The organism is Streptococcus sp. SN3, assembly GCF_030439905.1.
Genome location: NZ_JAQFJF010000001.1, coordinates 751,213 through 776,549 on the forward strand (window position 1 = coordinate 751,213; position 25,337 = coordinate 776,549).

The window sequence follows — 25,337 nt, forward strand, 5'->3', positions numbered from 1 at the left end:
TTCTATTTATCTCCCTTTTCAGAAACCGAATTTCTGAATACAATCTTTAGAAAAATTGTGATAAAATAGAGACATCATTTAGAAAATAGGTATCAGGATGTCTTCAAAAGTTATTGTTACAATTTTCGGAGCCAGCGGTGACTTGGCCAAAAGAAAACTCTATCCATCCCTCTTCAGGCTCTATAAGTCTGGCAATCTTTCCAAGCATTTTGCAGTTATTGGAACAGCCCGCCGGCCTTGGAGCAAGGAGTATTTTGAGTCTGTCGTTGTCGAGGCAATCGCTGATTTAGCTGACAGTCCAGAGCAAGCCCAAGAGTTTGCCAGTCACTTCTACTATCAAAGTCATGATGTGCAGGATACTGAGCACTACATTGAGCTGCGTAAGCTTCAAAACCGACTCAATGAGCAGTACCAAGCCGAGCACAATAAACTCTTCTTCCTGTCCATGGCTCCGCAATTTTTCGGTACCATTGCCAAACATCTCAAGTCAGAAAATATCGTAGATGGCAAAGGATTTGAACGTCTGATTGTCGAAAAGCCTTTCGGAACAGATTTGGCAACCGCCAGCCAACTTAACGAAGAACTCTTGGCGGCCTTTGATGAAGAGCAGATTTTCCGTATTGACCATTATCTAGGCAAGGAAATGATTCAGAGCATCTTCGCTATTCGCTTTGCCAATCTTCTCTTTGAAAATATCTGGAATCGTGACTACATTGACAATGTCCAGATTACCTTTGCCGAAAAGCTAGGTGTCGAAGAACGTGGTGGCTACTATGACCAGTCCGGTGCTCTACGCGATATGGTTCAGAATCATACCTTGCAGCTCCTGTCACTCTTAGCTATGGACAAGCCGAAAAGCTTCAGCAAAGAGGACATTCGGGCAGAGAAAGTCAAAGTTTTTGAACGCTTGGTACAGCCCGACAAAGATGACTTAAAACGCTTCTTTATCCGCGGTCAATATAAGTCAGGCACGGTCAAAGGTAAGAAATACATCTCCTACCGGAGTGAGCCTAATGTCAATCCTGACTCCATGACTGAAACCTTTGCTTCAGGAGCTTTCTTCGTAAATAGCGAGCATTTCCGTGATGTTCCATTTTTCTTCCGGACTGGTAAACGCCTCACTGAAAAAGGCACTCTTGTCAATATCGTCTTTAAGCAAATGGAGTCCATCTTTGGCGAGGAATTAGCACCAAATGTTCTGACCATTCACATCCAGCCAACTGAGGGCTTCTCACTTAGCATGAATGGCAAAGAGGTCGGCGAGCGCTTCAGCTTAGCTCCTCTCTCTCTGGACTATCGAACAGACGCAACAGCTAGTGGTGCATCCCCTGATCCTTACGAAAAATTAATCTTTGACGTCCTTAACAATGACTCAACCAACTTCAGCCACTGGGATGAAGTGCGCTCCAGCTGGGAGCTGATCGATCAGATTGAAGAGCTCTGGCGTAGCAATGAAGTGCCTCTCCATGAGTATCCTGTCGGTTCTATGGGACCGGATGCCGCCTTTGAACTCCTTAGAGAATTTGGAGCTGACTGGCAGTGGTCTCCAAACAAATAAAATTTAAAAATTGTTCATAAAAAAGCCAGTATGTGTACTGGCTTTTTTGCTTTATACTAAGCCTTCAAGCAGGCCTTTCATAAAGTTCTCTGAGTTAAACTCACCGATATCATCAATCTTTTCTCCAAAGCCAATCAGCTTGACCGGAATATCCAATTCCTGACGAATAGCTAGCACAACCCCGCCTCGAGCTGTTCCATCAATTTTCGTCAGTACAATTCCTGTGACTGGGGTGATTTTAGAAAATTCCTTGGCCTGAACCAGAGCATTCTGACCAGTTGAAGCATCGAGAGCTAGGAAAGTTTCATGCGGTGCTTCTGGATCCACCCGCTTAATAATGCGGCCAATTTTCTCTAGCTCTGCCATGAGATTGTCTTTATTTTGCAGGCGTCCCGCCGTGTCAATCATAAGAACATCAACCTGCTCTGCTTGAGCACGCTCCATACCGTCATAAACCACGCTGGCAGGGTCACTCTTTTCAGGCCCCGTTACTACTGGAACATCTACGCGCCGACCCCATTCAGCCAGCTGAGCCACTGCTCCAGCTCGGAATGTATCTGCAGCTACCAACATGACTTTCTTACCTTGTTGTTTGTACTTATAGGCTAGTTTACCGATAGAGGTAGTCTTACCGACTCCGTTGACCCCAACAAAGAGCATGACAGTAAGCCCATTTTGGAAATTGATTTTTTCATTAAAGCGGCCATCTTTCTCATAAATGTCCACCAGTTTTTCTATAATCAGTTGACGCAGAGCAGCTGGTTTTTTAGCATTTTCCAGACGGGCTTCATAGCGTAATTCCTCAGTCAGACTGGAAGCCACTTGAACCCCTACATCACTAGTGATGAGCAGCTCTTCCAAGTCTTCGAAGAACTCTTCATCTACTGAGCGGAAATTAGCAAAGAAGGCATTGAGTCGTGCTCCAAATCCTGTCCGAGTCTTCTTTAGGCTGCGGTCATATTTTTCCTGAGTGGATTCCTCTTGAGGAAGTTCAGCAGGTTCTTCTGTAGCTGCTACTTCTGATTCTTCAGCAACATCAGCTGCTTGGTCGACCTGTTCTGATTCTGTTAGTGACTCAGCTTCTGTTTCGAGCTCGAACTCATTATTTGAATCAGTTCCCACCTCGTCATAAGAAACTGCTTCATGCTCAGTATAAGATGATGCTTCATCTGACAGGTCTGTTTGTTCAATAAGTTCTTCTACCGTTTCGTCACTGCTTTCAGGCTGATGCTCTTCTAGAGTTTCTTCAGTCTGAGTTGCTCTTTGAGCCACTTCTTGATTTTCTGCAATAATTTCTCTTTCATGCTCTGGCTCCTTGCTTTCTTCTTGGATAGCTTGAGATGCTGGCTCTTCAACATCAGCCAAACTATCTTTTGTATCCGAAATTTGGTCATCAAGTTGCTGCTCGCCTTGGTAGGACTGAACAGCTTTCGCTTCAAGATTTTCTCCTGCTTCTGGAGCAGGCGCTGTTTCTTCTTCAATCTCGCCAATATTTTCCAATGCTTCCTTGACAACTTCTTCGATCGGCGGTTCTTGCTTTTTTCGGCCAAAAAGGCGATCAAATAATCCCATCGGCTAATCCTCCTTTAGTACATATTCTTCAATAGCCCAAGCCACTGCATCCTCATCATTAGTCATAGGTGTCACCACATTGGCTGCTTCTTTAACAATGGCTACTGCATTCTGCATGGCCACTCCCAGACCAGCCCACTCAATCATAGACAGATCGTTGGCTTCATCACCACAGGCCATGACTTGACTTCTCTCAATACCTAAATGGGCAATCAGTTTCTCCAAACCATTAGCCTTATGGACATTTTTAGGGGACCACTCCAGCAAGCATTCTCTAGATTTAAAAATCTCATAGCGCTCAAATAATTCCGGTGAAATTTGCTCAATAGCCGCATCCAGTGGTTCTTGAGCATAAGCAGTGACACATTTATTGTAAGTCTGCTGGCTGGATAAATCACTAAAATCAATGGGCTCAAAGGTTAGAGCTGGATTGAACTGAGCATAAAGCGAATCTTGATCGGATTGAATCTGATAGACCAGCCCTTCGCAGATAGCATCAAGGGGGATATGGAGCTTGTCTGTCTCCTCATAAATCCGGGCTACATCATCATAAGAAAAGACTGTTTTATCGAGGATTTCTCCAGTGTTGCGCTGAACAAGACCACCATTAAAAGTAATGGTGTACTCATCCTCTCGACCGTCTGTTCCCAGCTCATGCAGGAAAAAGTCCATGGCCTTAAGGGGACGACCAGTAGTCAGAACTACCTTAACTCCCTTATCCTGAGCTGCTTTTAGAGCTGCCAAATTGCGGTCAGAAATCTTCTTGTCTGAAGTCAGAAGAGTTCCATCCAAGTCCAGAGCAATCAGTTTTATATCTGCCATTATAATCCCTCCATGTAAGTGATAACCGACTGAGCATCATGGTGGCCAATGACTTCCTTGGCGACTTCTAAAATCTCAGGGCGAGCATTTTCAGTCGCAATCGGATAGCCAGCCACCTGCATCATGTGCAAATCGTTGAGATTATCACCAAAAACCATAACCTGAGAAAGATCTATGTCTAGCTTCTTGGCCAGCTCAACAATGGCAACCCCCTTATCCACATGGTCCAGAACGATGTCAATGGACTTGTAGCCAGTTGTCATGGCCTTAACTCCATCGATATTCTCATTGACCCAAGCTTCACCAGCTGCGACTTGGTCCTCAGCAAAATTGGTCGTAAACTTGAAAATTTCATCGTCGATATCAGCCAAGCTAGCCACTTTTTGAATGTTTTCATTATAATGAGCACTGAAGGAAAGATAGGTTGGATCCACTGTCTCCAAGACATAGCAGGCACGTTTGCCTGTCAAAAGAAGCTCATTGACATTGACATAGGGAGATTCCTGCAGCTTATCAAAAACCTTGAGATAAAAGTTCCGTGGCATGGTTGCTTCATAGAGGTCCTCACCATGAAACTCAACTAAGCTACCGTTTTCAGCAATAAAAATAATCTCATTGCGCACTTCCTCAAACAGCTTTTCCAGCGACAAGAGGCCGCGCCCGCTGGCTACGGCAAAATACATGCCTTTTTCTTTGAAGCGAGCCAAAACTTGCTTGAGACGGTCCATATCAAACTGACCTTTACTGTCTAAAAAGGTGCCGTCCATATCCGTTGCTACTAATTTTATACTCATTTTACATACTTTCTAAATCTTTTAACTTGACCGAGACAATCTTGGAAACGCCAGACTCCTGCATGGTAACTCCGTAAATAGAGTCTGCAGCTGACATGGTTCCCTTACGGTGAGTGACCACGATGAACTGGCTGTCCTTGTCAAATCGATTGAGATAATCCCCAAAGCGTTTAACATTCGCCTCGTCCAGCGCTGCTTCCACCTCGTCCAAGATGACAAAAGGAATGGTCTTAACGCGGATGATAGAGAAGAGCAGAGCCAAAGCTGACAAGGCCTTCTCACCACCGCTCATCAGATTGAGCGACTGGATTTTCTTGCCAGGTGGCTGAACAGAGATTTCTACACCAGCCGTCAGCAAGTCTCCCTCCGTCAATATCAGGTCTGCAGAACCACCGCCAAACATCTGACGGAAAGTCACCTTGAAGCTTTCACGAATGGCTTCAAAGGTTGATTTAAAGCGTTCCTTAACTTCGTCATTCATCTCTTCAATCGTCTCTAATAGCAGATTTTTAGCTGATAGGACGTCGTCTCGTTGCTCATTGAGGAAGTTCAAACGGTTGCTGACTTCTTCAAACTGCTCGACTGCTTCCAGATTGACCGGACCTAAAGCTCGAATGGCTTTTTCCAAATCCTTCACCTGGCTTTCAGCAGCTGGTAAACTTTCTAACGGACGAGCCTGGCTGCTCGCTTCTTCGAAACTCATCTGATAGTCATCTGTCAGATTGCTTGCCAGACGGCGCATGACATCCATGAGCTTATCCTTTTCTGCCTCTGCCTTGGCTTGCCGGCGAATCAATTCTTCATTTTGATGACGGGCTTGCTCCAATCGACTAGCAATATCATCAGACTGACCTTCTAAATCTTCAAGCTCAAATTTCAGACGAATCAGTCTTTGATTCAGGTCAGTCTTTTCTTGCTTGGCAGTGTCTAATTGCTCTTCCAAAATCGTAATGTCCACCTTTTGCAGGCTGGACTGCTCCTTTTGCTCCATCAAAAGCTCCAAGGTCGCCTGCTCTTTTTCAAGGCTGGCTTTTTCCTCGGACAGACGTTCCAAGTCATTCTTTTCAAAGCGTTGGTTGGAGGTCAGCTCTGTACGCTGGAGCTTGAGTTCAGCTAAACGAGAGGAAAGCTTGTCAAAACGAGCCTGAACTGCATCTTTGTTTGACTTAACCTGCTCTATTTCCGCAGTGATGTCCGTTTTTTCTTGCTCAATCTCAGTCAAGCGGGTCTGCAGTCGCTCTTTCTCTTCCGAAATATCCAAAGCAGACTGACCAGCCAACTCCTGTTCCTGTAGATTTTTCAGGCTTGTGAGTTCTTCTACGCGCTTGGCTAACTGTTCATAGGCTAGATTAGCCTTTTGCTCAGCTAAACGAGCCTGCTCACCATCTGTCTTGATTTGTTCCAATACCTGCTTAGCCTGACTTAGCTGGTTTTGCAGAATTTGCACTGCTTCTTCCTGCTCTTTCAAGCTGACATTTTTCTGCTTTATCTCCTCAAGCAAAGCATCTAGCTCCGGCTTGATAAAGATAGTATTGTTATTGCGGTTGGCACCACCAGCATAAGAACCTCCAGTCCGAAGCTCTGTTCCATCCAGAGTCACCATGCGAACCTGATAGCGTACTTGACGAGCTGCCGCTCGGGCATGCTCCACTGTATCAAAAATAGCGGTCGTTCCCAGCAGATTTTGAAAAATGCTGTCTAACGATGAATCATAGCTGACCAGAGAAGAAGCCAGTCCCAGAAAACCAGCACTTTTTTCAATCGTAGCACGGTTATGGTCAGGCAGCTGACGCGGCTTGATGGTTGTTAAAGGCAGGAAGGTTGCCCGGCCAGCCCGATTTTTCTTCAGAAATTCGATAGCCCGAGTCGCAGCCGCCTCATCTTCTACGATGATATTCTGACTGCTGGCTCCCAAGGCAATTTCCAGCGCTGTCTGATAGTGGGGATCAAAGCTAAGCTTTTCGCTAACAGCTCCAACAATGCCACCTAGACGGCCTGCCTCCTGCAGCACACTCTTAACCCCAGCATAGAAATTGCTGTGATTTTTGAGAATGGCTTCCAAACTATTAGAACGTGCCTGCTTGTTTTTGAGGTCGTCCAAAAGCTCAAACATCTTAGTCTGCTGATGCTTATAGTCAGCCTCTAGCTTCTCTACCAACTGGATCTGACTCTGGTAGTCAGCCAGTAGGCCCTTGAGGGCTTGGCGAGCAATTTCCAACTCTTCCAAACCAGCCTGCTCCTGAGTCTGACTAGCCTCCAAATCAACCTGCAGCTTAGCATAGTCTGCCTTCTTGCTCTCAGCTAATTTAAGCTCACTAGCCAGCTGACTCTCCAGAGAAGTCAAGTCATTAGAAAGATTTGCCTCTTCCTGCATGAGCTTGACATACTGCTCACGCAGATGCTCAATCAGCTGGTCTGGATCATCTGAAAAGTCTGCTAATTCTGCTTCCAAAGCAGAGATAGACTGCTCATTGTCACTCAGTTTGGCAGCTATTTGGCTCAATTCAGCCTGCTTGTCTTCTATGTTGCTTTCTATCTGAGCCAGTTTTTCTGACAAAGCGGCCAAACGTTCTTCATTTTCCCGACGGCTCGTCGCTGCCTGACTGGACTCCAACTTAGAAAGGTCAATCTGACGCTCCAAATCACTGATTAAGCGGGTCAATTCCAGCAAACTAGCTTGATCATCAGACAAAGTTTGATTGAGCTCATGGCGCTTGGCCTTCAAGGTTTGATTTTCAACTTCCAGCTCATCGCGCTTGCTGTAGTAGGCTACTAACTCCTGCTGGATATTCCTTAAATCTTCTTCAGCCTGAGTCAGCCTTTCCTTGTTAGCTGTCAGCTGAGCGACCAAAACATCCAAGTAAAGCTCTCGGCGCTGGCCATCCAGACTCAAGAAGCGCTTAGCAGTTTCAGCCTGCTTCTCCAAGGGCTTGACCTGGCTCTCCAGCTCGTAGATAATGTCTTCCAGTCGATCCAGATTATCCTGGGTTTGACTAAGCTTGCTTTCCGTTTCTTTGCGGCGTGTCTTATACTTAAGCACTCCAGCCGCTTCTTCAAAGATTGCCCGGCGTTCCTCCGGCTTGCTGTTGAAGATTTCCTCGACCTTCCCCTGGGAAATGATGGAGAAGGAATCTCGTCCCAGCCCAGTATCCATGAAAAGATCATGAACATCGCGCAGACGGACTTTTTTGCCGTCAATCTTATACTCACTGTCACCGCTGCGGTAAATGTGACGCTCCACCCGAATCTCATTGGCAGCATCCTTGATAAATTGGTCGCTGTTGTCCAGAACCACTACCACTGATGCGTAATTAAGGGGCTTGCGGGTTTCTGTTCCCGCAAAAATCACATCGGGCATCTTGCCGCCCCGCAGACTTTTCACACTGGACTCTCCCAAGGCCCAGCGCAGGCTCTCCGTAATATTGGACTTGCCGGAACCATTTGGCCCAACAACCGCTGTCACTCCCTGATCAAAGACAACTTTAGTCTTATCAGCAAATGACTTGAAGCCCTGAATTTCAATTTCCTTTAAAAACATGAAGAACTTTCCTTTTCAAATGCGTTTTTAGCAGCTTCCTGCTCGGCCAGCTTTTTAGAACGCCCCTGGCCTTGACCGGACTTGCGACCATTGATGAGAACGGCCACCTCGAAATTTTTGGCATGAGCCGGTCCTGTTTCAGAGACGACCTGATAGGCAATTTCCACATCACCATTAATCTGCAGCAACTCCTGCAGCTTGGTCTTATAGTCCGTCACCCGCTCAAAATCTCCCGCTTCCACCTTAGGAATCATGACTTGATAGAGAAAGCTTTTGACTGCTTCCACACCCTTATCCAAGAGCAAAGCGCCTAAAAAGGCCTCAAACAAATCTCCTAAAATCGTATCACGATTCCGGCCGCCAGACTTCTCCTCTCCGCGTCCCAGCTTGATAAATTGATCAAACTGACAATCACGGGCAAAGCCTGCTAGACTCTCCTCCCGAACAATCATAGAGCGCAGCTTGGACAAGTCGCCCTCTGGTCTCTTAGGATACTTGGTATAAAGATACTCCGAAATAATCAGTTGCAGAACAGCGTCTCCTAAAAATTCCAAGCGTTCATTGTGTGAAATTTTTAAGAGGCGGTGCTCATTGGCATAGCTCGTATGGGTAAAAGCTGTTTCCAACAAGGTCTCATCAGAGAAAACCAAGTCAAACTGCTCCAGCAATGCTTTTTTCAAATTTTCCATTACTATTTTACATCATGCTGGCTTCAGTCAGATAAGCAGCATGATACCTTTTCCTTTCCAAAGATATACAGTCTCTATTATAACAAAAAACAGGCGCAAACGCACCTGCTGACAGTGATTTCTATTCCTTATCTGGAATTACTTTAAACAAATAATAGGTGATAAAAATGGTCAGACCCAACAGTCCAATCTTAACCCAAATAATAGGCGCTAGAAAAATGGAAATCCCCATCAAGATATAGATGGAAACGATGATCTTTTTTTTACGCTCCTTGGCAATCGTTCCCGTCTCTCGAAAATCTGCCACATAGATCTGGTACATCTTTGTATGATAGAGCCAATTCTCAAAGCGCTTGGAACTGCGTGAAAAGCAGGCAATGGACAAGAGAAGAAATGGTGTCGTCGGCAGGAGAGGCAGAAAAATCCCCAAAACTCCTAACCCTAAAGATAAGAGACCTACCACAAAGTAAATTGGTCGCATACAAGCTCCTTTGCAAAATAAAACCGTTACTTTTTAAATATATAATGGATACCGCACTAGAGCAATAAAACCAAACCTTTCGGTCTGGTGTCTAAATACTCGTCAAAGGCGTTGCGGTATCAGGTGAGGTATCATAGACCTGAAAATCGTGGCCGACTGCCATATCGGCTTGAGCCAGTTGATTGACCATGGTCATATGAGCCAATTCCTTGATATTATTTTCCTTACTGAGATGCCCTAGATAGATCCGTTTGGTGCGATTGCCTAAAGTCCGAATCATGGTCTCTGCTCCATCTTCATTGGACAAGTGACCCATATCAGACAGAATCCGCTGCTTGAGACTCCATGGGTAGGCACCGCTGCGGAGAATTTCAATATCATGGTTGCTCTCAATCAGGTAAGCATCGGCATTTTCGATAATTCCAGCCATCCGGTCACTGACATAGCCCGTATCCGTCAGCATGGCAAAACTCTTGTCATCCTTCATAAAGCGGTAAAATTGTGGACAGGCTGCGTCATGACTGACACCAAAGCTCTCCACATCCAAGTCTCCAAAGGTCTTGGTCTTGCCTAACTCAAAGATATGCTTTTGACTAGCATCCAGTTTGCCCAAGTCCTTTTCCATAGCCTTCCATGTAGCCTCATTAGCATAAATATCTAAATTATACTTGCGAGCTAATACTCCAACACCATGAATGTGGTCCTTGTGCTCATGAGTCACTAAAATGGCATCCAAATCCTCAGGCTTGCGGCCAATTTCGCCCAACAAACTAGTAATTTTCTTGCCTGATAAGCCAGCATCAACCAGAATCCGCTTTTGGTCTGTTTCCAGATAGAAACAGTTACCGCTTGATCCCGACGCCAGAATACTGTATTGAAATCCTTTAGTCATGTTTACTTTCTATATATCATCTTCATTATCCCAGTCGTCATCCCGGACACCATCATTCTCATAAGGCAAAACAATGGTAAAGGTCGAGCCCACACCATACTCACTCTTAGCCCAGATAAAGCCCTGATGCTGCTTGATAATTTCCTTGGCAATAGCCAGTCCTAGACCCGTTCCGCCCTGAGCACGGCTACGTGCCTTGTCCACTCGATAAAAGCGGTCAAAAATCTTAGGCAGGTCCTGCTTGGGAATTCCCAGACCTTCATCCGCAATCGAGAGAATCAACTGCTCATCTGTTGTCTTGATGGAAACAGTAATGGTTCCACCATCTGGCGAATACTTGATGGCATTGTTCATGATATTATCAATGACCTGGGTCAGCTTATCTGTATCAATCTCCACCCAAATCGGTGTTATCGGATAATCACGGATAATCTCGTATTTCTTGGTCTCGTCTTGATTTTTTATCTTGTCAAAGCGATTGAGGATAAAGGTGATGAAGGCTGTAAAATTCGTCAGCTCCACTTCCAGATGACTGGTCTCGTTGTCAATACGGGACAGACTAAGCAAGTCCGTCACCATCCGCATCATGCGGTTGGTTTCATTGAGCGATACCTTGACAAAGTCCGGCGCTACTGGCTCAGACAAGGCTCCCTCATCCAGGGCTTCCAGATAGGACTTAACACTGGTCAGCGGAGTCCGCAACTCATGGCTGACGTTGGAGACAAAGAGGCGACGCTCCCGCTCTTCCTTGTCCTGCTCTGTCGTATCATGCAAGACAGCTACTAAACCAGAAATGAAGCCCGACTCCCGCCGTACCAAGGCAAAGCGAACCCGCAAGCTCAAGTACTCACCATTTTCATCCTGAGAGTCAATCGTCAGCTCAGGAACATTGGTAATCAGGTCACGCAAATCATACTCGTCTGAAATCGAAAGCAGATCCAAAATACTCATATTTTGGACCTCATCTCTCTTAACTCCCAACTGCTTGGTTGCCATATCGTTGATAGTGATAATCTGCCCCCGGCGGTTGGTCGCAAGCACGCCATCTGTCATATAGGACAGGATACTGGAAAGGCGTTTAGTTTCTTGCTCAAGGTTTTCATGTGTCAGTCGAATGACCTCTGAAAGATCATTGATACTGTTGGTCATATCTGTGATTTCTGGACTCCCTTGCATGTCCAGCACTTCAGAATAGTCACCTGCAATCAAATCTTTAACCTTTTGATTAAGCTGTACAAGCTTTTGGTTATCACGGCGATTTTCCAATAAAAGCAAGGCAACAACTACAATGAAGCCAATAATAATGATTGCAAAGACGAAATCCGCTGAAATCACAAATTGTTTAATTGCTTCAATCATTATTTCTCATATAATAGCCAACTCCGCGGCGAGTCAAGATATACTCAGGCCGGCTTGGCGTATCTTCGATCTTTTCACGCAGGCGGCGGATCGTCACATCCACTGTACGGACATCGCCAAAATAGTCATAGCCCCATACTGTTTCCAGTAAATGCTCACGTGTCATTACCTGGCCAATATGTGTCGCCAAATGGTGAAGCAACTCAAACTCACGGTGGGTCAGCTCCAGTTCCTTGCCATGCTTCTTAGCAACAAAAGCATCTGGCAAAATCTGCAGTTCCCCAATGGTCAGCTCGTTGGGGCCACTTTCTTCTACTTGGTTTTCCACAACAAGGTCTGCCCGACGAAGAAGTGCCTTGACACGCGCCTGCAGCTCACGATTTGAGAAAGGCTTGGTCACATAGTCATCTGCACCGATTTCAAGGCCGATAACCTTGTCAAACTCACTGTCTTTAGCAGACAATACAATAATCGGTACATTGCTGGTCTTCCGAATAGTCCGAGCCACTTCCAGTCCGTCCACTTCTGGCAGCATCAAGTCCAAAATCAAGATATCTGGCTGTTCTGCTTCAAACATTTCCAAGGCTTCCTTACCATCAAAAGCAGTCAAAACCTCATAGCCTTCTTTGGCCATATTAAACTTAATAATATCTGAGATTGGTTTCTCATCATCTACAACTAATATTTTCTTCATATGTTCACCTTAACATAAGATTGGGATTGAATCAACTCCATGATAGAAAAGTTGTGACATAGTCAGCTAAGTCGTCCTGCATCAAAACGTGCAAAAGGCAATCTAGTTTGTCTAGCTAGACTCCCAATCCAATTTTATTTATTTATATAGTCTTATTATACCAAAGTTTTCTTAAAAAACACTAATTCAAGCCATTTTTATTCCACATTTGTAGAAAATGGACAATTCTCATCCAAAAAAATTTTTCTCAGAATAAAAATAGTCATTTTTATTCAATTTGACAGTTTATTTATTCTATGGTAAAATCTATGTCATATTATCTAACACAAAGGAGAAAGATATGGCTTTAGTTGAATTTAAAAATGTCGAAAAGTATTACGGAGACTACCATGCTCTGCGCAATATCAATCTCAGTTTTGAAAAAGGGCAAGTGGTTGTACTGCTGGGACCATCCGGCTCAGGAAAATCTACTCTTATCCGTACAATCAACGCTTTAGAAGGCATTGACCAGGGAAGCTTGATCGTCAATGGCCATGAGGTCGCGAACACTGCTGCCAAAGATTTGGTCAACTTACGTAAAGAAGTCGGAATGGTCTTTCAACATTTTAATCTTTACCCCCACAAAACGGTGTTAGAAAATGTCACTTTGGCGCCTATTAAAGTTCTAGGAATGGATAAACAAGAAGCTAAAAAAATCGCTCAAAAATATCTAGAATTTGTCAACATGTGGGACAAGAAAGACTCTTACCCAGGTATGCTGTCCGGTGGACAAAAGCAAAGGATTGCCATTGCCCGCGGTTTAGCTATGCATCCTGAGCTCCTGCTCTTTGATGAACCGACTTCTGCCCTGGACCCTGAAACAATCGGGGATGTTCTGGCCGTTATGCAAAAATTAGCCAAAGACGGCATGAACATGATTGTGGTTACACACGAAATGGGCTTTGCCCGTGAGGTAGCTGACCGCATTATCTTCATGGCAGATGGTGAAGTGTTAGTGGATACTACTGATGTAGATGCTTTCTTTGACAATCCTACCGAACCCCGCGCTAAGCAGTTTCTCAGTAAAATTATCAACCATGAGAGTGATAACGTGCTTTCTTAAAAAGGAGAAGACCTATGAAATTACAAAAAATACTCATCAGCCTACTCTTACTCCTTCTGACTCTAGGCTTTATTAACGCTGTTCCTGCACAAGCCGATTCCAGTACCAGCCAACAGGTCAAGGCTATCCAGAAACGCGGTGTCCTCAATGTCGGTGTCAAACAGGATGTACCTAACTTTGGTTACCTCAATCCTGATAGCAATACTTACAGCGGCTTAGAAATCGATATTGCAAAGAAAATTGCTAAGGAACTAGGCGTCAAAATCAACTACGTCCCAGTTACCGCACAAACACGCGGACCCCTTCTGGACAATGGGCAAGTTGACATGGTCATTGCGACCTTTACCATCACAGATGAGCGTAAGGAAATCTATAATTTCACAACCCCTTACTACACAGATGCTTCTGGTTTTCTAGTTAATAAATCCAGCAAAATTACAGATGTCAAGGACTTGAATAACAAGACTATCGGCGTCGTTCAAGGCTCTATCACTCAAACCTTGCTGGAAGAAATCGCCCAAGAGAAAAAGCTCAACTTCAAATATGTGGAGTTAGGCTCCTACCCTGAACTTGCTGTTTCCTTAAGGGCTCATCGTATTGATGCCATTTCTGTTGACAAGTCCATCCTGACCGGCTATGTAAGTTCCAAGTCAAACATTCTGGATTACAGCTTCAAAAAAGCCGATTATGGTGTGGTAACAAAAAAATCCAATACTCAATTGAATGACTATGTAGATGGCCTAATCTCTAAATGGAAGGAAAACGGCAGTCTGCAGAAACTTTATGACAAATATGATTTAAAACCATCTACTTCAACAGATGATTAGAAAGGAAACCCCATGAGTTTTAGTATTTCTTCTTGGCAGGCCTACTTTGCGGACTTTGGCAAGTTTTTCCAAGGATTCCTCTTTACCTTAGCTATTTCTATCGGTGCTCTGGCCTTGGCTCTTTTACTAGGGATTTTCTTCGGAGCTATCAGCACAGGTAAGCATAAAGTTCTACGTGGCCTAGCTCGTGTTTTCGTTGAGTTTTACCAGAATACACCACTCTTAGTGCAATTTGTAATTGTCTTTTACGGTCTTCCGCTAGTCAGCAATTACACCATCATGCCCTCAATCTATTGGACTGCGGTCCTCTGTGTAGGATTATACCACGGTGCTTATATCGCCGAAGTTATCCGCTCAGGTATCCAGTCTATTCCTCGCGGACAGACCGAAGCTGCACTCTCTCAGGGCTTTACCTATGTAGAAACCATGCGATACATCATCCTGCCCCAAGCTTTTCGGATTATCCTGCCACCGTTAATCAATCAGGTTGTCAATCTGATAAAAAACACTTCTACCGTCGCTATTATCTCTGGTATGGATCTGATGTTCGTGACCAAGTCCTGGTCTGCTCTGAACTCCAACTACATCCCAGCCTTTGCTGGAGCAGCTTTGCTCTACTTCCTCCTTTGCTTCCCAATCGCTAGCTGGGGACGTAGGGTAGAGGAGGCCAATAAACAAGCTTACAGTATCTAAGGAGGTCTCTATGGAAAATATTTTAAAAGTCTTAACCGCAACCAACCTCCTCTTTATCCTTAAGGGGCTCTGGCTGACTCTGCAAATTTCTTTCATTTCCATTGTCCTATCCACGATTTTTGGAACTATTCTAGCCGTCATGCGAAATGGAAAAAATAAACTGCTCAAACTGATTGCCAGCATTTATATCGAATTTGTCCGTAATGTACCCAATCTACTCTGGATTTTCACTATCTTTTTAGTCTTTCAGATTAAGTCAACGCCAGCCGGTATCATCAGCTTCACTGTCTTTACTTCTGCTGCTTTGGCAGAAATTATCCGGGGCGGTCTCAATGCCATTGACCCAGGTCAGACTGAAGCTGGCTTATCTCAAGGATTTACTCAGTTTCAGATTCTGCGTTATATCATTCTACCTCAGGCTATTCGGAAAATGCTGCCAGCCATCATTTCTCAGTTTGTCACAGTGATTAAGGATACCAGCCTGCTCTATTCTGTTATTGCGCTCCAAGAACTTTTTGGTTCTGCTCAAATTCTGATGGGACGCTATTTTGAAGCTGAACAAGTCTTCGCTCTCTACCTACTAGTAGCAGCCATCTATTTCCTGATTAACTTCGCCATTTCCAGCTTCTCGCGCAAGCTATCCCAACGCTGGGCTCAAGCTGCAGAATAAGTAGCTCAGATACAGACCTACTGTGCAAAAGTTGAGTTTACCAACTCAACTTTTTTATTTTTAACATTTGTGGTAGAATAATATCAAAGGATAGACAAGGAGAACGATATGAAAAAACTGACATTGCTTTTCACCACTTTCTTAACACTAATCTTTCTCAGCGCTTGTGGTCATTACGCTAGCTTTCAAGGAAAATGGAAGGCTCAGAAAGCAAATGGAGAGGACATTGACATTGTCTTCAATGACAAGACCGGCAAGCTAGGTGATAAAGAATTTTACTATAAGATAGATAAGTCAGGCTATCAAGATAACACCAAATATTACAGTATCACTGTCAGCGATACCTATCACTACACCATCCTTTTCCCAGATGATGATATGAAAATAGCTACTCTTCTAGAACCTGATGACCCGTCTAGCGACCCTCTCTATGGGGAAATGCTCTATGCCATGAACCGAAATGAGTATCCTGATTTTGATGATTATGTGGATAAATACTTGAATTAAAACTAGAAAGACCACTGATGTAGTCAGTGGCTTTTTTATTATTCTTTTTTAAATAGTTTCTCAGCTAGAAAAACAGCATTTAGTACTCTAGGAAATCCAACATAAGGGATGCACTGCAAAAAGCATTCTATAATTTTTTCGGGGGTTAAGCCAACATTTAAAGCCGCTTGAATATGTACTTCCAGCTGTGCTTCACAACCTCCCTGTGTCAAAAGGCTAGCAAGAGTGACGATTTCTCGCTCCTGTAGATTCAGTCCCTCCCGATTGTAGATATCACCAAAAGCAAATTCTACAATATAGTCTCCTAGATCTGGAGCTATTTCTTTCAGAGAGGAAATGACCTTCTCACCGCCCTCACCATCAATCTGATTGAGTCTTTCCAATCCACGTTCAAATCGCTTATTTTTCATTTGCATTTACCTCCTTAAACGATTACAATGTCATTATAAATCTTAGACCATACTCTAAGTCAAGAAATCAAAGGAGTTTTTTTATGAAAATCGGTCTATTTGCCCAAAAAGTTAATTTATCAACGTATACGCTCCGATATTATGAGAAACGAGGATTGATTAAAGTTGATAGAGATCAAAGCGGTCAGCGTTCCTACGACGAGAATGATCTTGCCTGGGTTCAGTTTATTCAGCGTTTAAAAGATACGGGTATGCATTTGCAAGATATTCAGAGATATGCTGACTTACGCTACCAAGGTGATGGCAGCCTGAAAGAACGCTTAGAAATGCTGCAGAAGCACCGCAGTTTTGTTCAAGAACAAATTAAAAATTGGCAAATGTCACTAAAAAAATTAGATAATAAAATTGAATGGTATCAAGCAGAAATCAGGAATCTTCCTAAATAGAGCCTATAAACGAAACCCGAGCTAATTGCTCGGGTTTTATTGTTTTCTAATGAGTTCTACTTTTCAAGGCGTGATTTGTTGGCAATGTCTGCTAAGATTTGCTCTACAAATTCGTCTACTGGTATTGTATGTGTTTCTTTTTGACCGTAGCGGCGGACATTAACAGTACCGTCTTCAACTTCCTTGTCACCAACGATGAGCTGATAAGGAATCTTGCTAGTTTGTGAGGCACGAATCTTGTACTGCATCTTTTCATTGCGCTCATCCACATCAGCACGAACCCCCTTGTCGCGCAGCTTTTTAGCCACTTGCCAAGCATAGTCAATATGGGCTTCGTTAGAAACTGGAATCAAAGTCACTTGATGCGGAGCCAGCCAAGTAGGGAAGGCACCCTTGTAATTTTCAATCAAGATAGCTGTGAAGCGCTCCATGGTTGAGATAACCCCACGGTGAATCATAACTGGGCGATGCTCTTCACCGTCAGCTCCGACATACTTGAGGTCAAAACGCTCTGGCAAGAGGAAGTCCAGCTGGATAGTTGACAGGGTTTCTTCATTTCCTAGGGCTGTTTTAACCTGGATATCAAGTTTAGGGCCGTAGAAGGCTGCTTCTCCTTCTGCCTCAAAGTAGTCCACGTCCATTTCGTCCAAGGCTGCTCGCAGCATGGTTTGGGCATTTTCCCACATCTCATCGTTATCAAAATACTTATGCGTATCCTGAGGGTCACGAAGAGACAAGCGGAAACGATATTCTGTCAAGTTGAAGTCAGCATAAACATCGATAATCAACTGCAGCGCACGCTGGAATTCTTCTTGAATCTGCTCTGGCGTTACAAAGAGGTGACCATCATTCAAGGACATTTCACGTACACGTTGAAGACCAGTCAGGGCACCAGATTTTTCGTAACGGTGCATCATGCCAATCTCAGCAATACGGATTGGCAGCTCACGGTAAGAGTGAACATGGTGTTTGTAGACCTGGATGTGGTGAGGGCAGTTCATCGGACGCAAAACAAACTCTTCTCCATCACCCATATCCATGGTTGGGAACATATCCTCTTGGTAGTGCTCCCAGTGGCCAGAAGTCTTATAAAGCTCCACAGAAGCCAAAGGCGGAGTGTAGACGTGTTGGTAGCCAGAAGCCAACTCTTTGTCAACTATGTAGCGCTCCAACTCGCGACGGACCGTCGCACCATTTGGCAGCCAGAATGGCAAACCTTGACCAACTTCTTGAGAAATCATGAAGAGATCCAGCTCTTTCCCTAACTTACGATGGTCACGTTCTTTGGCTTCCTCCCGCATTTGCAGATATTTCTTCAGGTCTTTCTTGTCAAACCAAGCAGTACCATAGACCCGCTGCATCATAGCATTGTCGCTGTTCCCGCGCCAGTATGCTCCAGCCACGTTCAAGAGATGGAAGATTTGGATTCGACCTGTGGATGGAACGTGAGGCCCACGGCAGAGATCCACATATTCGCCTTGACGGTAGATGGTCAAACCGCCCTCATCTTCTGAGTGCTCTTCAATCAATTCCAACTTGTAAGGATCGTTTTTGAAAATTTCACGCGCCTCATCCTTGGTCACTTCCTCACGGATGGATGGGAAGTTTTCTTTGACGATTTTCTTCATTTCTTCTTCAATACGAGGCAGGTCTTCATTTGAAATTTGCCCAGCTTCATTATCTGTATCGTAGTAGAAACCATCCTGAATGGCAGGGCCAACGCCCAAGTGAATATCTGGGAAAAGACGACGAGCTGCTTGCGCAAACAAGTGGGCTGCAGAGTGACGCAAGATATCTAAAGCATCTTCGTGGTCAGGTGTCACGATTTCAATAGCACCATCTTCAGTGATGGCACGAGTTGTATCAATCAATTTGCCGTTGAATTTACCAGCCAAGGCTTTTTTAGCTAGGGAATTGCTGATAGATTGAGCAATTTCAAAAGTTGACACGCCAGATTCGAATTCACGAACAGCGCCATCTGGGAAAGTAATCTTAATCATGAGTTTTCTCCTTATCTATCATCCAAATATTTTAAGAATCTATTCTTTTATTGTAATAGTTGATTTCTAGGATTTCTTGTAGCTCAGTTTTATGCCAGCCTGCACCAATCATTACCTTATTAACATTAAATTCAAAACTCTGTTTATCATTCATCGAAAACTTAAGTTTATATCCCATGAACAAGCGCTTCTTAAATTGATATGCTTGGATATCTTCTGCTGAAAATTCTCCTACAATATCTCCTAATTTCCCCATAGGGGTAATAGAAATGATGTAGATTCCTGTCTCAGTAAAAACAATTAAAAAGTAGGCATTTGCAGTGCCTCCCAAACGCTGAGTTCCATAGACTGCATGCAGCGACTCAGCTATGCTAGAATCTAAGCCATGTTTCATTAAATAAGCCTTAATTTCTTCGAATTTGAATCCCATACAGATCTCCTTTATTCATTTTATTTTTTATAATATTGTAGCAAAGGAAAAGCCATCTCTCGCCACTCAAAAAGCAAGAAAAGAAAAATGAAAACAAAAAACGACATCCTCAAAAGGACGTCGCAACGTGGTTCCACCTTCATTTATGCAAGTCAAAAGACTTGCACCTCGAATCGGCTCTAACGTAGCCACCGTTTTATGTTTGCATAAAAGCTGATAGAGTAGTCCCAACTGCATCCTCTACGCGATTCCCAGCTCCACGCGCTCTCTACAAGATTTCCTGCAGGTGATATGTCTCTAGAAAACATTATAGCACGATTGGAGAAATTTGCAAGAGCTATTGACCATCAAAACCAGAAAAACGATTGAGAGTCTCTTGACTCAAGATAGCTGCTTGACGTTTTTTACAGTGTTGCTCTGCCAACAGCATTCCTCCCAAAGAAAGAAATAACAAGACATGAATATCCCTAGCATTATAAAGCGTGGCAGTGATTGGATTATAAATCTCGTCTCCTGAGTAAAAAAGTCCGTCAAAAAAATTTTTGAATAGGTAATAATACTGAACCCCTGGAACCAAAAAAAGAAAGGGCAGTGAAAAGCCTTGCATCCGAGTATTTATATAAACAATCACTGCACCAAACAAAGGAAGCAACAAAGCATAATAAAATAAATTAAGATTAGAAAGCCAGCTCAAATCCCTTCCCATACTCTCTGTATTATTTATAAAATATTGCCAAATTTGTTCCCAAATCAAGCCAGAACCAATGACAATGCCATAGAACAAAAGCAGCCACGGCAACTGTTTGAGATATTTTTTCATAAGATTTCTCCTCTACTTCTAAAGAAATCCTTGCCTACTAACATCACATGCTGCTAGGCAAGGATTATTTCTATTCCAAAAATTTAGTAATTTTCCTGATTTTTTTCACTTGTTTACTAGAAGCTTTGATGATACGAACAGAACCGTTGATGGGAAGAGAAATAACCTTACTGGGCAGATAGGCCACTGTCTTGGCCAGACGCTTGGCAGCACTTTCCTCTGGACTGAGCTCGTTATGGAAGTCCTTGGAAATAGTCAAATCTAGATAAAACTCATAGACTCTGCGACCAAAGTTCTCTGCTGAAATCTCGTAGAGCTTGTCTGCTAGCTTCTGCTCATCCATGTCAGGCGTCGCAATAATCGCCTCTAAAATAGCGCCTGATAAATCGCGCTCTTGGTAATAAAGGGTCCCAAAAATCTTGTCACTGATAACATTATCCAGATAAGGATTTCCATGGGCAATAATCGGCGTGCCGCTGGCTAAGCTTTCCAGATAAGTCAGACCTTGAGTCTCACTGGTTGAGGCAGAGATAAAGAAATCCGCAGCTTTATAGTAAAGGGCCGTATCACTAGGAGCAATCATCCCCGTAAAGATGACAGCTTCTTCAATCTGAAGCTTGGCAACCAGTTCTTTCAAGTCGTCCGCATAAGGACCGTCGCCGACAATGACTAGCTTGACTTTGTCATTTTCTTCAAGGACGGCAGGCATCGCCTCAACGATAGCCTGGATATTCTTTTCGTAGGAAATACGGGACAGACTGAGCAACATAATCTCATCTTCAGCAAGACCTAGCTTGAAACGCAGCTTCTTGATATCCTCACGCGAAATTTCTGGCCGCTCAAACTTCGCCAGCTCAATCCCTGTCGGAATCACCCGTTTTTCTGCCTCAATTTTATAATTAACCAAAAGGTCATAAACAATCTCGCTAGGGCAGATAACCCCATCCAAATCACTCATGAAGCCACGGACAATGTACTTAACCATGCTAGGACGGATGACCATCCCCTTGGCAATATAGTGCACATAATCTTCATACTGGGTATGATAGGTATGTACTACCGGAATCCGCAGCTCTTTGGCAATCCAAATCCCCAGCAGACCTAGTGAAAACTCAGTCTGGGTATGGATAATATCCAGCTGGTACTGACGAGCAATTTCTAAGGCATGAGAAAAGCCTCGGTAAGCCACTCTTCGGTCCTTAAAGGCAAAGAAAGGTACGCTGGGAATCCGAATAATTTGCCAATCCTCATAACGATTGACATCCTTGTCCGTCGTCGTAAAAATAAATACCGCATGACCTAATTTTTCCAGCTCCGTCTTCAAAGTCCGAATACTGGTAGCAACCCCAGAGACCTGAGGAAAATAGGTATCTGTAAAAAGACCAATACGCATCTTACATCTCCAAAACTGTTTGATAAGCCTTGACTAACTGATCTGCAACATCGTCAATAGACCGGCTTTTAGCCACCTGATAGCCTGCTTCGCGCTTGTCCACCTTTTTATCTAAGATATTTCTCAGAGACTGGACAAACTCGTCTACGTTATGACAGAGCTCGGCTGAACGCTCATCCACCCAGCCATGATAAACTGGAATATCGCGCAACACAACATTCTGCTCACTGGCCAAGGCTTCCAGGACAACAATTCCTTCAGTTTCCTCATAGGACGGGAAAAAGAAGGCATCTGCTCCAGACATGGCTCCCTGGAAAACCGCTCCCTTAAAATAGCCAGGAAATTCGACATTATCAGGATGGTCAAAGAGGACCAGATGGCGGATCTTGCGCGGAATCAACCAGAGATTGATAGAGCCCAGCCAAATGAAGCGCACATCAGGCATCCTGCGGGCAACCTCTACAAAATCCTCAATCCCCTTGCGGCGGAAATAAAGTCCAGCACAGACGACCACCTTCTGTCCTTCTTCAATCTTAAAATACTTTTTAAAAACTTCTTCCTTGCGAGCATCTTTCTTATACTTAGGCAGGTCAATACCGTTTGACACAGCCACCATAGGCGTAGTGACCCCATAAGACTGGATAAGCTGCTTGGAATACTCCGATGGCGTGATAATGAAATCCGCCTTTTTATACATGTGAGTCAGATATTTACCAAAAAGCGGAGCAAAGAGATTGGATCCAATAAAGGAATTTTCAAAGTCCTCCTTGGTCGAATGCCCATGCATAATCACTTTTTTATTGCCCCTCTTGGCAGCATGCAGAAGAAGCAAGCTACGGGGACCATAGGTATTGATGTGGACCACATCATAATCTCCTAAAACGTCCGTCGTATAAGGAATCCCAGCCAAATCCAAGGCGTGCATCTGGTGCTGGAGGGCTCGGCCGATTCCTGATTTCTCCAAAACGGACTTTCCTTCAAGGTACAGTAATACTTTCATACTTCCTATTATACCGAAAATCAAATAAAAAGGAAAACCACAAGGGCAAATGAGGTAAAAAATCCATCCAAAGCCTGATAAGACTTAGAAAAGTACCCCCTAGCTAAACGGAAACACAAAAAAGCTGAGGTACTACACCTCAGCCTCACTTCATAATCATGAAACTCCATTAAAGCAGTCATTGACCTAGTCTCTTCACTCACTTTTCAAGTCCAGAGAAGTTCCTAAGCAGACTTGCGGCTCACCGCTTATTTCCGAGTTGATTTACGCTCGCTAATGCTGTGAGCTAGGAGAACTTCGCGTTCTTCCAATTCTTCCTTATGCATAATCTTAGTCAGCATGCGCATACTGATAGCGCCGATGTCATAGAGGGGCTGACCGATTGTGGAAAGGTTAGGACGAGTGAAACGAGCTACTTGCGAATCATCACTGGTAATGATTTCAAAATCTTCTGGAACCTTGATGCCTTGATCAGATAGACCATTTAAGAGGCCTGCTGCCAGTTCATCTCCTGTGACAAAAGCCGCTGTTGCTTTGGAAGCAATAACACGCTCTGCCAAGTGGTAGCCATCATCATAAGAATATTTTGATTCAAAAACCAAGCCTTCGCTGTAAGAAAGTTTCTTGTTCTTCAAGCCATCTTTATAGCCTGATAGACGGATTTTCCCGTTGATATCATCTACAAGCGGCCCACTGACAAAGGCAATTTTCTTATTGCGCTTAGCCAGTAATTCTACAGCATCAACCGTTGCTTGCTTGTAGTCAATATTAACGCTCGGAAGCTGATGCTCCACATCGACAGTACCCGCCAAAACGACCGGTGTGCGTGAACGTGAAAACTCTGAGCGAATTTTCTCCGTCAGATGATAGCCCATGAAAATAATGCCATCCACCTGCTTAGAAAAGAGCGTATTGACAACGGAGACTTCCTTATCATCGTCCTCATCACTGTTAGCCAAGACAATATTGTATTTATACATTTCGGCAATATCATCAATCCCTTTTGCCAAGGTTGAGAAATAGCTATTGGTAATATTTGGAATGACAACGCCTACGGTTGTAGTCTTCTTACTGGCTAGTCCACGTGCCACTGCATTTGGACGATAGTCAAGACGATCAATGACCTCTAAAACTTTTTTACGTGTGTTTTCTTTGACGTTCTTGTTTCCATTCACTACTCGACTGACTGTCGCCATCGAAACTCCCGCTTCACGGGCGACATCATAAATCGTTACTGTGTCGTCTGTGTTCATATAGTTTCCTTTCTTCTATTGAAAATATCGTTTTCACTTTCCTACATTCACCATTTTATCACTTCTTGTAAACACTTTCAAGTATTTTGATAAGTTTTTGAAAAGTCTTGCTTTTTTTGACATTTTTTGCCAAAATAGAGGCATAGAAAGAAGGTTGTGACCATGACAAAAATCCAACAAATCACCCATTATCTCGAGAATGAGAAGCTAGATGCTGCTGTTCTGTCTGATCCAGTCACCATCAATTATCTGACTGGTTTCTACAGTGACCCGCATGAGCGGCAGATGTTTTTGTTTGTCTATCCTGACCATGAGCCCCTGCTCTTCGTGCCAGCTTTAGAAGTTGAGCGGGCTTCAGGTTCTGTTCCCTTTTCAGTCCTTGGCTATATGGACTCGGAAAATCCTTGGCAGAAGATTAAAGCAGCCCTTCCGGCTCACTCCTTCAAGACTGTTGCTCTTGAGTTTGATAACTTGATTTTGACCAAATATCATGGATTGAAAACTGTCTTTGAAACTGCAGAATTTGCCAACCTGACACCTTACGTCAACCGCTTGCGCCTGATTAAGTCTGCCGATGAAATCCAGAAAATGCTGGTAGCTGGCCAATATGCTGACAAGGCTGTCAATATCGGTTTTGACAATATCTCACTGGACAATACTGAAACAGATATCATCGCTCAGATTGACTTTGCAATCAAGCGAGAAGGTTATGAGATGAGCTTTGAAACCATGGTGCTGACGGGAAATAATGCGGCCAATCCGCACGGCATTCCCGGTGCCAATAAAGTCGAAAATAACGCCCTCCTGCTCTTTGACCTTGGCTGCATGGTTAATGGCTATGCCAGCGATATGACACGGACCGTTGCTGTTGGCCAGCCTGACCAGTTCAAAAAGGATATCTACCATCTGACATTGGAAGCCCAGCAAGCTGCTCTTGACTTTATCAAGCCAGGTGTCACAGCTCATGAAGTAGATCGCGCTGCTCGGCAAGTCATCGAAAAAGCGGGCTATGGTGAGTATTTCAACCACCGTCTTGGCCACGGCATCGGTATGGATGTTCACGAATTCCCATCCATTACGGAAGGCAACGACATGATCATCGAAGAAGGCATGTGCTTCTCTGTTGAGCCTGGCATCTACATCCCTGGCAAGGTTGGTGTCCGCATCGAAGACTGCGGCCATGTCACTAAGAATGGTTTTGAACTCTTCACCGAGACTAGCAAGGACTTGCTGTATTTTGAATAGAATAGCAGAAAAGCACCGAACGGTGCTTTTCTAGTTTAAATTACAATACATTCCCCTAATTAACGTCCAAAACCGATGTAAATAAACTCAAAAATAGGCTGGACTTCATAGCCCAAGAAAGTCAAGCATTTTTTTACAAAAA

Annotated in this window: 24 protein-coding genes; 8 read left to right on the top strand and 16 right to left on the bottom strand. The window is 43.9% G+C overall.

From position 1 onward, the window contains the following. Positions 1-97: 97 nt before the first annotated feature. Positions 98-1,558 (top strand): glucose-6-phosphate dehydrogenase, encoded by a 1,461-nt coding sequence (gene zwf, locus PCY71_RS03450; RefSeq protein WP_048774227.1) that lies wholly within the window; start codon positions 98-100, stop codon positions 1,556-1,558. 51 nt (positions 1,559-1,609) lie between these two features. Here the strand turns inward: zwf and ftsY are convergent, their stop codons facing one another. From ftsY to yycF, 9 genes are all read right to left on the bottom strand, one after another. Beyond that, complete coding sequence (gene ftsY / locus PCY71_RS03455) at positions 1,610-3,130, bottom strand: signal recognition particle-docking protein FtsY (RefSeq protein WP_048774229.1); 1,521 nt, start codon at positions 3,128-3,130, stop codon at positions 1,610-1,612. 3 nt (positions 3,131-3,133) lie between these two features. Then, positions 3,134-3,952 carry a Cof-type HAD-IIB family hydrolase gene (locus PCY71_RS03460; protein ID WP_301412446.1) on the bottom strand — a complete coding sequence of 273 codons (819 nt, stop codon included), beginning with the start codon at positions 3,950-3,952 and terminating at the stop codon, positions 3,134-3,136. After that, a complete protein-coding gene (locus PCY71_RS03465; protein ID WP_002903149.1) occupies positions 3,952-4,746 on the bottom strand; it encodes a Cof-type HAD-IIB family hydrolase in 795 nt (264 codons plus the stop codon). The genes PCY71_RS03460 and PCY71_RS03465 overlap by 1 nt, the downstream gene beginning before the upstream one ends. A 1-nt stretch (position 4,747) precedes the next feature. Then, positions 4,748-8,284 (bottom strand): chromosome segregation protein SMC, encoded by a 3,537-nt coding sequence (gene smc, locus PCY71_RS03470; RefSeq protein ID WP_101771581.1) that lies wholly within the window; start codon positions 8,282-8,284, stop codon positions 4,748-4,750. Next, entirely contained in the window at positions 8,275-8,973 is a 699-nt protein-coding gene (gene rnc, locus PCY71_RS03475) for a ribonuclease III (protein WP_002903151.1), read from the bottom strand. The genes smc and rnc overlap by 10 nt, the downstream gene beginning before the upstream one ends. Positions 8,974-9,094: 121 nt before the next feature. After that, the gene (locus tag PCY71_RS03480; protein ID WP_004192874.1) at positions 9,095-9,454 is read right to left on the bottom strand and encodes a DUF454 family protein; all 360 of its coding nucleotides are present in this window, start codon (positions 9,452-9,454) and stop codon (positions 9,095-9,097) included. 91 nt (positions 9,455-9,545) lie between these two features. Continuing rightward, positions 9,546-10,346, bottom strand: coding sequence for an MBL fold metallo-hydrolase (locus tag PCY71_RS03485; protein ID WP_101771582.1), 801 nt, complete (start codon positions 10,344-10,346; stop codon positions 9,546-9,548). Positions 10,347-10,355: 9 nt separating this feature from the next. Further along, positions 10,356-11,705: a cell wall metabolism sensor histidine kinase VicK gene (gene vicK, locus PCY71_RS03490; protein WP_002899938.1), complete on the bottom strand. Its 1,350-nt coding sequence runs from the start codon at positions 11,703-11,705 to the stop codon at positions 10,356-10,358. After that, a complete protein-coding gene (yycF, locus tag PCY71_RS03495) occupies positions 11,698-12,399 on the bottom strand; it encodes a response regulator YycF (RefSeq protein WP_002894937.1) in 702 nt (233 codons plus the stop codon). The genes vicK and yycF overlap by 8 nt, the downstream gene beginning before the upstream one ends. Before the next feature lie 340 nt (positions 12,400-12,739). On the opposite strand from yycF, the gene PCY71_RS03500 reads away from it, so the two are divergent. The 5 genes from PCY71_RS03500 (at position 12,740) to PCY71_RS03520 (ending at position 16,198) form a co-directional block, all read left to right on the top strand. Next, the gene (locus tag PCY71_RS03500) at positions 12,740-13,501 is read left to right on the top strand and encodes an amino acid ABC transporter ATP-binding protein (protein WP_002913381.1); all 762 of its coding nucleotides are present in this window, start codon (positions 12,740-12,742) and stop codon (positions 13,499-13,501) included. 14 nt (positions 13,502-13,515) lie between these two features. Further along, positions 13,516-14,328, top strand: a complete 813-nt coding sequence (locus PCY71_RS03505; RefSeq protein WP_101771583.1) for a transporter substrate-binding domain-containing protein — start codon at positions 13,516-13,518, stop codon at positions 14,326-14,328. Between the two features lie 12 nt (positions 14,329-14,340). Beyond that, on the top strand, positions 14,341-15,021 hold the full coding sequence (locus tag PCY71_RS03510; RefSeq protein WP_002897200.1) for an amino acid ABC transporter permease: 681 nt from the start codon (positions 14,341-14,343) through the stop codon (positions 15,019-15,021). Positions 15,022-15,031: 10 nt separating this feature from the next. After that, complete coding sequence (locus PCY71_RS03515) at positions 15,032-15,691, top strand: amino acid ABC transporter permease (RefSeq protein WP_002899933.1); 660 nt, start codon at positions 15,032-15,034, stop codon at positions 15,689-15,691. 108 nt (positions 15,692-15,799) lie between these two features. After that, the gene (locus PCY71_RS03520) at positions 15,800-16,198 is read left to right on the top strand and encodes a hypothetical protein (protein ID WP_101771584.1); all 399 of its coding nucleotides are present in this window, start codon (positions 15,800-15,802) and stop codon (positions 16,196-16,198) included. 38 nt (positions 16,199-16,236) lie between these two features. Here the strand turns inward: PCY71_RS03520 and PCY71_RS03525 are convergent, their stop codons facing one another. Further along, positions 16,237-16,614, bottom strand: a complete 378-nt coding sequence (locus tag PCY71_RS03525) for a carboxymuconolactone decarboxylase family protein (protein ID WP_101771585.1) — start codon at positions 16,612-16,614, stop codon at positions 16,237-16,239. Positions 16,615-16,691: 77 nt separating this feature from the next. Here PCY71_RS03525 and PCY71_RS03530 point away from each other — a divergent pair, with 77 nt between their 5' ends. Next, entirely contained in the window at positions 16,692-17,054 is a 363-nt protein-coding gene (locus tag PCY71_RS03530) for a MerR family transcriptional regulator (RefSeq protein WP_101771586.1), read from the top strand. A gap of 56 nt (positions 17,055-17,110) precedes the next feature. Here the strand turns inward: PCY71_RS03530 and thrS are convergent, their stop codons facing one another. The 6 genes from thrS to ccpA form a co-directional block, all read right to left on the bottom strand. After that, complete coding sequence (thrS, locus tag PCY71_RS03535) at positions 17,111-19,054, bottom strand: threonine--tRNA ligase (protein WP_101771587.1); 1,944 nt, start codon at positions 19,052-19,054, stop codon at positions 17,111-17,113. Positions 19,055-19,085: 31 nt separating this feature from the next. After that, the gene (locus PCY71_RS03540) at positions 19,086-19,484 is read right to left on the bottom strand and encodes a hypothetical protein (RefSeq protein WP_048774242.1); all 399 of its coding nucleotides are present in this window, start codon (positions 19,482-19,484) and stop codon (positions 19,086-19,088) included. A 337-nt stretch (positions 19,485-19,821) separates the two neighbouring features. Then, on the bottom strand, positions 19,822-20,304 hold the full coding sequence (locus PCY71_RS03545) for a hypothetical protein (RefSeq protein ID WP_048774243.1): 483 nt from the start codon (positions 20,302-20,304) through the stop codon (positions 19,822-19,824). A 70-nt stretch (positions 20,305-20,374) separates the two neighbouring features. Then, positions 20,375-21,697 carry a glycosyltransferase family 4 protein gene (locus tag PCY71_RS03550; RefSeq protein WP_048774246.1) on the bottom strand — a complete coding sequence of 441 codons (1,323 nt, stop codon included), beginning with the start codon at positions 21,695-21,697 and terminating at the stop codon, positions 20,375-20,377. Between the two features lies 1 nt (position 21,698). Then, on the bottom strand, positions 21,699-22,697 hold the full coding sequence (locus PCY71_RS03555; protein ID WP_002923934.1) for a glycosyltransferase family 4 protein: 999 nt from the start codon (positions 22,695-22,697) through the stop codon (positions 21,699-21,701). 248 nt (positions 22,698-22,945) lie between these two features. Continuing rightward, the gene (ccpA, locus tag PCY71_RS03560; protein WP_002894913.1) at positions 22,946-23,950 is read right to left on the bottom strand and encodes a catabolite control protein A; all 1,005 of its coding nucleotides are present in this window, start codon (positions 23,948-23,950) and stop codon (positions 22,946-22,948) included. A gap of 162 nt (positions 23,951-24,112) precedes the next feature. Here ccpA and PCY71_RS03565 point away from each other — a divergent pair, with 162 nt between their 5' ends. Then, positions 24,113-25,195: a Xaa-Pro peptidase family protein gene (locus PCY71_RS03565; protein WP_002923933.1), complete on the top strand. Its 1,083-nt coding sequence runs from the start codon at positions 24,113-24,115 to the stop codon at positions 25,193-25,195. Positions 25,196-25,337: the final 142 nt, after the last annotated feature.

Coding starts and splice junctions, on each gene's coding strand:
- ccpA (WP_002894913.1), bottom strand. CDS start 23,950: ATGAACACAGACGACACAGTAACGATTTATGATGTCGCCCGTGAAGCG.
- PCY71_RS03530 (WP_101771586.1), top strand. CDS start 16,692: ATGAAAATCGGTCTATTTGCCCAAAAAGTTAATTTATCAACGTATACG.
- PCY71_RS03510 (WP_002897200.1), top strand. CDS start 14,341: ATGAGTTTTAGTATTTCTTCTTGGCAGGCCTACTTTGCGGACTTTGGC.
- PCY71_RS03480 (WP_004192874.1), bottom strand. CDS start 9,454: ATGCGACCAATTTACTTTGTGGTAGGTCTCTTATCTTTAGGGTTAGGA.
- PCY71_RS03520 (WP_101771584.1), top strand. CDS start 15,800: ATGAAAAAACTGACATTGCTTTTCACCACTTTCTTAACACTAATCTTT.
- PCY71_RS03500 (WP_002913381.1), top strand. CDS start 12,740: ATGGCTTTAGTTGAATTTAAAAATGTCGAAAAGTATTACGGAGACTAC.
- PCY71_RS03550 (WP_048774246.1), bottom strand. CDS start 21,697: ATGCGTATTGGTCTTTTTACAGATACCTATTTTCCTCAGGTCTCTGGG.
- PCY71_RS03485 (WP_101771582.1), bottom strand. CDS start 10,346: ATGACTAAAGGATTTCAATACAGTATTCTGGCGTCGGGATCAAGCGGT.
- zwf (WP_048774227.1), top strand. CDS start 98: ATGTCTTCAAAAGTTATTGTTACAATTTTCGGAGCCAGCGGTGACTTG.
- PCY71_RS03505 (WP_101771583.1), top strand. CDS start 13,516: ATGAAATTACAAAAAATACTCATCAGCCTACTCTTACTCCTTCTGACT.
- PCY71_RS03540 (WP_048774242.1), bottom strand. CDS start 19,484: ATGGGATTCAAATTCGAAGAAATTAAGGCTTATTTAATGAAACATGGC.
- PCY71_RS03515 (WP_002899933.1), top strand. CDS start 15,032: ATGGAAAATATTTTAAAAGTCTTAACCGCAACCAACCTCCTCTTTATC.
- thrS (WP_101771587.1), bottom strand. CDS start 19,054: ATGATTAAGATTACTTTCCCAGATGGCGCTGTTCGTGAATTCGAATCT.
- ftsY (WP_048774229.1), bottom strand. CDS start 3,130: ATGGGATTATTTGATCGCCTTTTTGGCCGAAAAAAGCAAGAACCGCCG.
- PCY71_RS03565 (WP_002923933.1), top strand. CDS start 24,113: ATGACAAAAATCCAACAAATCACCCATTATCTCGAGAATGAGAAGCTA.
- PCY71_RS03465 (WP_002903149.1), bottom strand. CDS start 4,746: ATGAGTATAAAATTAGTAGCAACGGATATGGACGGCACCTTTTTAGAC.
- vicK (WP_002899938.1), bottom strand. CDS start 11,705: ATGATTGAAGCAATTAAACAATTTGTGATTTCAGCGGATTTCGTCTTT.
- PCY71_RS03460 (WP_301412446.1), bottom strand. CDS start 3,952: ATGGCAGATATAAAACTGATTGCTCTGGACTTGGATGGAACTCTTCTG.
- PCY71_RS03545 (WP_048774243.1), bottom strand. CDS start 20,304: ATGAAAAAATATCTCAAACAGTTGCCGTGGCTGCTTTTGTTCTATGGC.
- yycF (WP_002894937.1), bottom strand. CDS start 12,399: ATGAAGAAAATATTAGTTGTAGATGATGAGAAACCAATCTCAGATATT.
- rnc (WP_002903151.1), bottom strand. CDS start 8,973: ATGGAAAATTTGAAAAAAGCATTGCTGGAGCAGTTTGACTTGGTTTTC.
- PCY71_RS03525 (WP_101771585.1), bottom strand. CDS start 16,614: ATGCAAATGAAAAATAAGCGATTTGAACGTGGATTGGAAAGACTCAAT.
- PCY71_RS03555 (WP_002923934.1), bottom strand. CDS start 22,697: ATGAAAGTATTACTGTACCTTGAAGGAAAGTCCGTTTTGGAGAAATCA.
- smc (WP_101771581.1), bottom strand. CDS start 8,284: ATGTTTTTAAAGGAAATTGAAATTCAGGGCTTCAAGTCATTTGCTGAT.